Below are 7,748 nucleotides of genomic sequence, written 5' to 3'. Positions count from 1 at the left end.
CGTAGACCAGCACCCGGCTGGACGGCGGCGGCGGGTGCCGGGTGATCGAATGCAGCGACACCGAGAACGGGTCGGCGAACACGGCGACCTCGTCGGGAACCGACTCCGGCACGACGAACAGCATGGAATCGTGGGCCGGCATCAATTCGGCGTAGCCACCGGTCGCGTCGGCCGACACCCCGGTGTGGATACCCGGCTTGATGTCGCCGTCGCAGAAACTCCAGCACAGGCTGTAGTCGCCGGATTCGCAGGCGGGGCAGAGCGGTTCGATGCCCCGCGGCCGGCACGACAGCCACGGGTTGAGCACCACCCGCTGCCCGACGTCCAGCCCGGTGGCTTTCGGTCCCAGCGCCACCACGTCGGCGACGACCTCGTGGCCCATCACCTGCGGAAAGGAACAGAACGCGGCCATCGCATTGTCGACGTCGTCTTCGCCGAAGTCCAGCAGGATCTGCTTGGAATCCGATCCGCACACCCCCGTCAGCCGGGGCCGGGTGACCACCCAGTCGTCGTGCAGGAACCCTGGGTCCGGGACGTCACGCAGCCCGACGGGGCTCTGGGCGAGGTTCTTGGCCAGCTGGCTGGCCCCCTCCGGCACGTCGAAGGGCTCCGGCGGCACCCCGAAAACCAGCGCCTTCATGACCGGACCATCGCAGCCGCACCGGCGATATAGGAATCGGGGTCGACGGTTTTGGCGTCGACGACCGCCTTCAGGTCCGGCAGGTAATGCTCGAAGCGGTCACTGCCCAGCGCGGCGATGATGCCGGAAGCGACCTCGTCGGGCGGAACTTTGGGGCCGGTGTAGACCGGGTCGTCGTTGTCGGGCTGATCCCAGATTTCGGTGTCCACGGCGCCCGGCTCGATCAGCTTCACCGAGATGCCGCTGTCGTGCAGGTCGACGGCCATCGACTCGCTCCAGCCGCAGAGCGCGAACTTGCTTGCACAGTAGGCGGCTTCGTGGATGATCCCCAGCCGGCCGCCCATGCTGGACACGTTGACGATCACGCCCTCGCCGCGGGCCAGCATTGCCGGCATCACCGCCAGCGTCAAGCGCATCGGTGCGAAGAAGTTGACCCGCATAACGGTCTCCACCTCGGAGGGGTCGAGCGCTTTGACGTTGCGGCGCTTGGGAATTGCGGCATTGTTGACCAGCACGTCAATGCCGCCCAACCCCTCGCCGGCCTGCCGCGCCAGCTCACCGATCGCGGCCGTATCCGCCAGGTCAGCCGCCCACATCACCGATGCCGGTGAACTGCGCTGACAGTCGGCCAGCACCGCGGCGAGCCGGTCGCGGCGGCGCGCGATCAGCCCGACCACCGCATGTCGGGCGGCGAGCTGGCGGGCCAGCGCGGCGCCCACCCCCGACGACGCTCCAGTAATCAGCACTCGCTTGCCCGCGATCTCGTAGGTCATGACGGCAAGCTTAAAGCCGCGAGTCGCCCAGCCACAGCACATTGGCACCAGTCAGCGACCGCTGCGCCTGACCGAAGCTCCCGACCAGTGACCGCCCAACCAGGGTGGTCACCGTGTCGACCAGCGACGCGGCCGGCCGCGAGGACGCGCGCGGACGCAGGAACTCCCACAGCGACGAGCCCGGGTAGCTCAACATCCGCACCTGGGCGTCGGGATCCAGCCCGGCCAGCACCTTGGCGCGACGCACCGCAGTGCGCAGCCCGCCGAGTTCGTCGACGAGGCCGCGCTCGAGCGCGTCCGCGCCGGTCCACACCCGGCCGCGGGCCACCGCGTCCACCGCGTCGTCGGACAGGTGTCGCCCAGTGGCAACCCGCGCCACGAAATCGGCGTAGAGCAGGTCGGCCTCCGCCTCGACTTGGGCTTGCTGATCGGAGGTGAACGGCGCGTCGATCGACCACGCGTCGGCGTTGGCGTTGGTGCGCACGGTGTCGCTGCCGACGCCGAGTCGGTCTTTGAGTTCGCGGGCGACCAGTTTGCCGGCCACCACCCCGATCGATCCGGTGATGGTGCCCGGGTTAGCGACGATGGCGTCAGCAGCCGCGCAGATGTAGTAGCCGCCGGAGGCGGCCACCGCACCCATCGAGGCCACCACCGGTTTCTTGGTTGCACGCACCTGGTTCACCGCGCGCCAGATGGTCTCCGTTCCGGTGACCAACCCACCGCGGCTGTCCACCCGCAGCACGATGGCGGCGACGTCGTCGTCGGCACCCGCCTCGCGCAACGCCGCGGCGATGGTGTCAGCACCGGCGGGGCGGTTGCCCAACGGCAGCTGTGGCCCGCCGTGGCCGCTGACGATCGGACCCGCCACCGTCACGACCGCAATCGCGGGTCTGGGTTTGCGTCCCGGCACGGCCGGCAGTGCGGGTACTGGCAGTCCCGGCCGCTCCGCGGTCGCATGCGCATAGCGCGACAGGTAGAGCCGCGGAGGCGCCGCGTCGGACAAGTCAGCGTCGCCTGCCTCCGGTGAGATGCCTTCGGCGCCAACAAGCTCGGCAATTCGGCCATACGCTTGGTCGCGGAAGCCAATCCGGTCGACCAACCCGGCAGCTACAGCGTCGTCACGCAGTAGCGGCGCACGGTCGGCCAGCGCGTCGACGACACCGGCATCGAGCTTGCGGGATTCGGCGACCGCCTGCCGCACCTGCGTATGCAGGCTCTCCACCAGCGCCGTGTCGGCCTCCCGATGTGCATCGGTGTAACTGTCTTCGGTGAAAAGGTTTGCCGCCGACTTGTATTCGCCGCGGGCGACGAATTGGGCCTCGATTCCCAACTTGTCCAGCGCGGAACGCAGGAACAACGCATTGGTCGCGAATCCGACCAGCCCGACCGTGCCCGACGGCTGCATCCAGACCTCGCCGAACGCCGACGCCAGGTAGTACGACAGGGTTCCCGGGTAGGTCTCGGCCCAGGCCAGTGACGGCTTGGCCGCGGTGAAAGCCGCGATCGCCTCCCGCAACTCCTGAACCGGCCCGGCCGGCGTCGGAGGAAGCTGTACCCGCGCAATCAGTCCGGCAACGCGCGGATCGTCGGCCGCGCGATGAATCGCCGCTACCACGCTGTGCAGCAACGGTGGCCGCCCGCCGGAGCTGATCAACGCCAGCGGATCGAAGCCGCCGGTCTCGTGCGGGACGGTCTGAAGGTCCAGTTCGAGCACACAGCCGCTGGGCACCCCGTGGTGGCGGGCGGTGTCGATACGCCGCGCCAGGGCCCGCACGTCGTGCAGCTGGGGCAGGAAAGCGAACATAGCTTTCCAGCCTACCCAGCCGTGCCCAGGCGCTCCCAGCCGCGAGCGTGCGTGTCCCCGGCCGACACGCCCCCCGCGAGCGTGCGTGTCCCCGGCCGACACGCCAGCGAGAAACCCGATTTCACGCACGCTCGCCGGGGAGGTGATCCCCCGGCGGCGACTACAGCTCGGTGGCCGAACCTCCGGCCGCGGTGATCTTCTCCCGGGCGCTGGCGCTGAATTTGTGCGCGGTGACGTCGACCTTGACGGCGAGCTTGCCGTCGCCGAGCACTTTCACCAGCGAGTTCTTCCGCACCGCCCGCTTGGCAACCAGATCGGCGACGCCGATCGCGCCGCCGCCCGGGAACAGCCGGCCCAGGTCCCCGACGTTGACGACCTCGTATTCGGTGCGGAACCGGTTGCGGAAACCTTTGAGCTTGGGCAGCCGCATGTGGATCGGCATCTGACCACCCTCGAACCGCACCGGCACGTTCTTGCGTGCCCCGGTGCCCTTGGTGCCGCGCCCGGCGGTCTTGCCCTTGGAGCCCTCACCGCGCCCGACGCGGGTGCGTTTGGTCTTCGAGCCGGGCGCAGGGCGCAGGTCGTGCAGCTTGATGGGCATCAGGCTTCCTCCACCTTGACCAGATGGTGGACCACCGCGATCAGGCCCCGGGTCTGGGCGTTGTCTTCACGCACCACCGATTGACGAATCTTGCGCAGCCCCAGGGTTCGCAGGCTCTCCCGCTGCTTCCAGCGGGCTCCGATGGTGCTGCGCACCTGGGTGATCTTCAGCTCTGCTTTGGCCATCTGCGCCGCTCCTTCTCATCGCTACGTCCCCCGCAATCAGGAGGTGGCCCCACGGCAACGTCGCCGACGCGCGTCATGTCGTTCCTTCGCGCGCTGCGGCCAGCGCTTCGCTTTCCCGGCTGACCCGGTTGTCGTGGCTTTCCCGGCGCGCCTTGAGCATCACCGCCGGCGCGACGTCTTCGATCGGCAGGCCGCGCCGCGCAGCGACCTCCTCGGGACGCTGCAGCATCTTCAGCGCGGCGACGGTGGCGCGCACCACGTTGATCGCATTGTCGCTGCCCAGCGACTTGGACAAGATATCGTGCACCCCTGCGCATTCCAGCACGGCCCGAACGGCACCGCCGGCGATCACCCCGGTACCGGGGCTGGCCGGGCGCAGCAGCACCACCCCTGCGGCCGCCTCGCCCTGCACCGGGTGGGTGATGGTGCCGCCGATCAACGGCACCCGGAAGAAGTTCTTGCGGGCTTCTTCGACGCCCTTGGCGATCGCGGAGGGGACTTCCTTGGCCTTGCCGTAGCCGACGCCGACCATGCCATTGCCGTCGCCGACGACCACCAGCGCGGTGAAGCTGAACCGGCGGCCACCCTTGACCACCTTCGACACCCGATTGATCGCGACGACCCGCTCCAGGTGGTTTTTCTCGCCGTCGCGACCTCGACCGCCTTGGCCACCGTCGCGGCGGCCGCGGCCGTCACGTCCCTCACGCCCGTCGTTGCGTCGTTGACTGCGTTCACTGGGGGCTGCACTGCCGGTGTCCGGAGCGGCGGCCCCTGCGGTCGGCTGCTCGGCCATCTCGGCCATCACGGGTTCCTTCCAGTCTCGGTTGAGAAGCGATTCATTTAAAACTTCAATCCGCCTTCGCGCGCGGCGTCGGCCAACGCGGCGATCCGCCCGCCGTAGGTGTAGCCGCCCCGGTCGAACACCACGGTGTCGATGCCAGCGGCCTTGGCCCGCTCAGCGATCAGCTGACCTACCCGGACGCTGTGGGCCTTCTTGTCACCCTGCACGCCGCGCACATCGGCCTCGATCGACGAGGCGGCGGCGAGGGTGGTGCCGTTGAGGTCGTCGACCAGTTGCACGTGAATGTGCCGGGAGGAGCGGTGCACCGCCAGCCGGGGCCGCTCGGCGGTCCCCGAAATCTTCTTACGAAGCCGCGCATGCCTACGCTGGCGGGCAATGCGTCTGGCTTCAGAGATACTCTGCCCCACCGTCTTTCGAGATCCGGTGCCTGATTGTGCTTGCGCCATGGCTACTTCCCTGTCTTTCCGACCTTGCGACGGACCTGCTCACCCTCGTAGCGCACGCCCTTGCCTTTGTACGGGTCCGAACGACGGAGGCGGCGGATATTCGCCGACACCTGGCCGACCTTCTGCTTGTCGATACCCGAGACGGAGAATTTGGTGGGGGTCTCCACCGCGAAGGTGATGCCCTCCGGCGCCTGCACCACCACCGGATGGCTGTAACCCAGCGTGAACTCCAGGCTGGAGCCCTTGAGCTGCACCCGGTAACCGACACCGAAGATCTCCATCTTGATGACGTAACCCTCCGAAACCCCAGTGATCAAATTGGCCACCAGCGTCCGGTTCAGACCGTGCAGTGATCGGCTACGGCGTTCGTCGTCCGGGCGAGTCACCAGCAGAGCACCGTCGTCGTTGCGCGCGATGCGGATCGGTTCGGCCACCGTAAGCTCCAGGGTGCCCTTGGGTCCCTTGACCGACACGTCTTGCCCGTCGATGGTCACGTCGACTCCGGGCGGAACCGGAATAGGCTGCTTACCAATACGCGACATACCTAGATTCCCCTCACCACACGTACGCGAGGACTTCTCCGCCGACGCCCTGCCGGGACGCCTGGCGGTCAGTGAGCAGACCCGACGAGGTGGAGATGATCGCCACGCCCAAACCGCCGAGCACCCGCGGCAGATTGCTCGATTTCGCATACACCCGCAGGCCGGGCTTGGACACCCTGCGCAGACCGGCCAGGCTGCGCTCCCGGTTCGGGCCGTACTTGAGCTGCACCACCAACGCCTTACCCACCCGGGCATCCTCGACGTGGTAGTCGGTGATGTAGCCCTCCTGCTTGAGGATCTCGGCGATGTTGGCCTTGATCTTCGAATGCGGCAGGGTCACCTCGTCGTGGTACGCCGAGTTGGCGTTGCGCAGACGGGTCAGAAAGTCCGCGATCGGGTCCGTCATCGTCATGGGCGCAACATCACCTTCCTCGCGGCGGTTCCCCCACCGGACCTGCCGCGCTTCACCAGCTGCTCTTCTGCACGCCGGGTAGCTCGCCGGCATGCGCCATCTCGCGCAGGCAGATCCGGCACAGCCCGAACTTGCGGAACACCGCGCGCGGCCGGCCGCACCTGCTGCAACGGGTGTAGCCGCGCACCGCAAACTTGGGCTGGCGCGCCGCCTTGTTGACCAACGCCTTTTTCGCCATGTAGTTCAGTTCTCCTTGAACGGAAAGCCGAGGGCCCGCAACAGCGCTCGCCCTTCGTCGTCGGTCGCCGCCGAGGTGACGACGGTGATGTTCATGCCGCGGGTGCGGTCGACGGAGTCCATGTCTATCTCGTGGAACACCAACTGTTCGGCCAGCCCGAGGCTGTAGTTGCCGACACCGTCGAACTGCTTGGGCGACAGGCCGCGAAAGTCGCGGATTCGCGGCAGCGCGATCGAGATGAGCCGGTCTAAAAACTCCCACATCCGGTCACCGCGCAGCGTCGACCGGACTCCGATCGGCATGCCTTCGCGCAGTTTGAACTGCGCGACCGACCTGCGGGCCCGACGGATCTCCGGACGCTGCCCGGTGATCAGCGCCAAGTCGTTGACGGCGCTGTTGATCAGCTTGGCGTCCCGGGCCGCCTCGCCGACGCCCATGTTGACGACGACCTTCACCACGGTCGGGATCTGCATGACGTTGGCGTATGTGAACTGGCTCCGCAGCGCATCCCGGATCTCTTCGCGGTAGCGCACCTTCAGCCGAGGCTGAACTTTTGCGGGGGCTTCTGCCGTCGTCGTACTCGTCATAACCCGATGTCCTTGCCGTTGCGCTTGGAGATGCGGACCTTCTTGCCGGTCTCGGAATCCACCCGGTAACCCACCCGGGTCGGCTTGCCGTCGGAGTCGACCACCATCACGTTGGAGACATGAATCGGGGCCTCCTGGGTGACGATCCCACCGGACTGCGCGCCGGACTGGTTGGTGGTGATCGCGGTGTGCTTCTTGATCCGGTTCACGCCTTGCACCAACACTCGGTCGCGGGTCGGGTAGGCCTTCAGCACTTTGCCTTTGGCGCCTTTGTCCTTGCCGGCGATGACCAGCACGGTGTCGCCCTTGTGTACCTTCATCTACAGCACCTCCGGGGCCAGCGAGACGATCTTCATGAACCGCTTCTCCCGCAGCTCGCGCCCGACCGGCCCGAAGATGCGCGTTCCGCGCGGGTCGTTGTCGGGTTTGATGATCACCGCGGCGTTCTCGTCGAACTTGATGTAGCTGCCGTCGGCACGGCGGCGCTCTTTGACGGTGCGCACTACCACGGCCTTGACGACGTCACCGCGTTTGACGTTGCCGCCCGGGATGGCGTCCTTGACGGTCGCGACGATGACGTCGCCGATGCCGGCGTAGCGCCGCGACGACCCGCCGAGCACCCGGATGCACAAGATCTCCTTGGCGCCGGTGTTGTCGGCGACCTTCAGCCGCGATTCCTGCTGAATCACCAGATCTCCTCAACGTGGTTGCAGGCGCG

At 67.5% G+C, this 7,748-nt stretch carries 13 protein-coding genes; all 13 read right to left on the bottom strand.

What is annotated here, in order from left to right; all coding sequences use genetic code 11:
• The coding region (locus tag AC2VOP_RS12000) for an alcohol dehydrogenase catalytic domain-containing protein (RefSeq protein WP_486961171.1) at nucleotides 1-640 on the bottom strand (640 nt) is incomplete at its 3' end.
• Nucleotides 637-1,401, bottom strand: coding sequence for an SDR family NAD(P)-dependent oxidoreductase (locus AC2VOP_RS11995; protein ID WP_486961174.1), 765 nt, complete (start codon nucleotides 1,399-1,401; stop codon nucleotides 637-639). The genes AC2VOP_RS12000 and AC2VOP_RS11995, both read right to left, overlap by 4 nt.
• A gap of 22 nt (nucleotides 1,402-1,423) precedes the next feature.
• A complete protein-coding gene (gene sppA / locus AC2VOP_RS11990) occupies nucleotides 1,424-3,217 on the bottom strand; it encodes a signal peptide peptidase SppA (RefSeq protein ID WP_486961170.1) in 1,794 nt (597 codons plus the stop codon).
• 160 nt (nucleotides 3,218-3,377) lie between these two features.
• Complete coding sequence (gene rplO / locus AC2VOP_RS11985) at nucleotides 3,378-3,818, bottom strand: 50S ribosomal protein L15 (RefSeq protein WP_486961169.1); 441 nt, start codon at nucleotides 3,816-3,818, stop codon at nucleotides 3,378-3,380.
• Entirely contained in the window at nucleotides 3,818-4,003 is a 186-nt protein-coding gene (gene rpmD, locus AC2VOP_RS11980) for a 50S ribosomal protein L30 (protein ID WP_486952402.1), read from the bottom strand. Before rpmD ends, rplO begins: the two co-directional genes overlap by 1 nt.
• Nucleotides 4,004-4,076: 73 nt before the next feature.
• Nucleotides 4,077-4,796, bottom strand: coding sequence for a 30S ribosomal protein S5 (gene rpsE / locus AC2VOP_RS11975; protein WP_486961173.1), 720 nt, complete (start codon nucleotides 4,794-4,796; stop codon nucleotides 4,077-4,079).
• A 47-nt stretch (nucleotides 4,797-4,843) separates the two neighbouring features.
• A complete protein-coding gene (gene rplR, locus AC2VOP_RS11970) occupies nucleotides 4,844-5,212 on the bottom strand; it encodes a 50S ribosomal protein L18 (protein ID WP_486961172.1) in 369 nt (122 codons plus the stop codon).
• A 41-nt stretch (nucleotides 5,213-5,253) separates the two neighbouring features.
• Nucleotides 5,254-5,793, bottom strand: coding sequence for a 50S ribosomal protein L6 (gene rplF / locus AC2VOP_RS11965; RefSeq protein ID WP_486961168.1), 540 nt, complete (start codon nucleotides 5,791-5,793; stop codon nucleotides 5,254-5,256).
• Nucleotides 5,794-5,806: 13 nt separating this feature from the next.
• A complete protein-coding gene (gene rpsH, locus AC2VOP_RS11960; protein ID WP_486961167.1) occupies nucleotides 5,807-6,205 on the bottom strand; it encodes a 30S ribosomal protein S8 in 399 nt (132 codons plus the stop codon).
• A gap of 52 nt (nucleotides 6,206-6,257) precedes the next feature.
• Nucleotides 6,258-6,443: a type Z 30S ribosomal protein S14 gene (locus AC2VOP_RS11955; RefSeq protein ID WP_486961166.1), complete on the bottom strand. Its 186-nt coding sequence runs from the start codon at nucleotides 6,441-6,443 to the stop codon at nucleotides 6,258-6,260.
• Between the two features lie 5 nt (nucleotides 6,444-6,448).
• Nucleotides 6,449-7,030: a 50S ribosomal protein L5 gene (rplE, locus tag AC2VOP_RS11950; RefSeq protein ID WP_486961165.1), complete on the bottom strand. Its 582-nt coding sequence runs from the start codon at nucleotides 7,028-7,030 to the stop codon at nucleotides 6,449-6,451.
• The gene (gene rplX / locus AC2VOP_RS11945; protein ID WP_486961164.1) at nucleotides 7,027-7,350 is read right to left on the bottom strand and encodes a 50S ribosomal protein L24; all 324 of its coding nucleotides are present in this window, start codon (nucleotides 7,348-7,350) and stop codon (nucleotides 7,027-7,029) included. Before rplX ends, rplE begins: the two co-directional genes overlap by 4 nt.
• Nucleotides 7,351-7,719, bottom strand: coding sequence for a 50S ribosomal protein L14 (gene rplN, locus AC2VOP_RS11940; protein WP_067091049.1), 369 nt, complete (start codon nucleotides 7,717-7,719; stop codon nucleotides 7,351-7,353). It lies immediately after the preceding gene.
• Nucleotides 7,720-7,748 lie beyond the last annotated feature (29 nt).

This window comes from Mycobacterium sp. TH-M106 (assembly GCF_057473765.1).
This window is presented reverse-complemented; position numbering and strand designations above follow the sequence as displayed.

Excerpts from the sequence above, each read along its gene's own strand:
- sppA (WP_486961170.1), bottom strand. The coding sequence starts at position 3,217 with ATGTTCGCTTTCCTGCCCCAGCTGCACGACGTGCGGGCCCTGGCGCGG.
- rplO (WP_486961169.1), bottom strand. The coding sequence starts at position 3,818 with ATGCCCATCAAGCTGCACGACCTGCGCCCTGCGCCCGGCTCGAAGACC.
- rpmD (WP_486952402.1), bottom strand. The coding sequence starts at position 4,003 with ATGGCCAAAGCAGAGCTGAAGATCACCCAGGTGCGCAGCACCATCGGA.
- rpsE (WP_486961173.1), bottom strand. The coding sequence starts at position 4,796 with ATGGCCGAGCAGCCGACCGCAGGGGCCGCCGCTCCGGACACCGGCAGT.
- rplF (WP_486961168.1), bottom strand. The coding sequence starts at position 5,793 with ATGTCGCGTATTGGTAAGCAGCCTATTCCGGTTCCGCCCGGAGTCGAC.
- rpsH (WP_486961167.1), bottom strand. The coding sequence starts at position 6,205 with ATGACGATGACGGACCCGATCGCGGACTTTCTGACCCGTCTGCGCAAC.
- AC2VOP_RS11955 (WP_486961166.1), bottom strand. The coding sequence starts at position 6,443 with ATGGCGAAAAAGGCGTTGGTCAACAAGGCGGCGCGCCAGCCCAAGTTT.
- rplE (WP_486961165.1), bottom strand. The coding sequence starts at position 7,030 with ATGACGAGTACGACGACGGCAGAAGCCCCCGCAAAAGTTCAGCCTCGG.
- rplX (WP_486961164.1), bottom strand. The coding sequence starts at position 7,350 with ATGAAGGTACACAAGGGCGACACCGTGCTGGTCATCGCCGGCAAGGAC.